At 65.5% G+C, this 386-nt stretch carries 3 pseudogenes; 2 read left to right on the top strand and 1 reads right to left on the bottom strand.

The annotated features are described in order from the left end of the window. Window positions 1-150, bottom strand: a pseudogene (locus ABGA94_RS03575) (uroporphyrinogen decarboxylase family protein); the annotation flags it as partial. Here ABGA94_RS03575 and ABGA94_RS03570 point away from each other — a divergent pair. Together ABGA94_RS03570 and ABGA94_RS03565 are read left to right on the top strand one after the other, a co-directional pair. After that, a pseudogene (locus tag ABGA94_RS03570) lies at window positions 128-256 on the top strand (hypothetical protein); the annotation flags it as partial. The pseudogenes ABGA94_RS03575 and ABGA94_RS03570 overlap by 23 nt on opposite strands. Beyond that, a pseudogene (locus ABGA94_RS03565) lies at window positions 247-386 on the top strand (IS3 family transposase); the annotation flags it as partial. The pseudogenes ABGA94_RS03570 and ABGA94_RS03565, both read left to right, overlap by 10 nt.

Below are 386 nucleotides of genomic sequence, written 5' to 3'. Positions count from 1 at the left end.
CCAGGTGTCGAACACCTGCAGCGCCTGCGCACCGGCCGCGCGTTGCGCACCGAGGTAGGCGATCACCGCTTCGGTGGTGACCTCCAGCAGGCGGTGCAGCGCCTGCGGATGGTTCAGCGCCATCGCCTTGATGCGTGCGATGGGCGAGCTGCTGCTGTCCAACCTGCAGTACAAATCCTTCATCGACTTCTCCACCGACCTGCTCGGCCCGTCGGCCGGGTTCTTCTGTGGATGGACCTACTGGTTCTGCTGGATCGGCAATTTGCCCCCGGAACCGGACCGACGGCGTGGGTCGGGGATATCACGTATGTCCCCACCCGCCAGGGATGGCTGCATCTGGCCGTGGTCATCAGCGTCCAGACCCGGCAGGTGCTGGGCTACAGCGT

It is taken from the genome of Stenotrophomonas sp. 3diitr2024 (assembly GCF_042136455.1).
Classification (GTDB): domain Bacteria; phylum Pseudomonadota; class Gammaproteobacteria; order Xanthomonadales; family Xanthomonadaceae; genus Stenotrophomonas; species Stenotrophomonas sepilia.
This window is presented reverse-complemented; position numbering and strand designations above follow the sequence as displayed.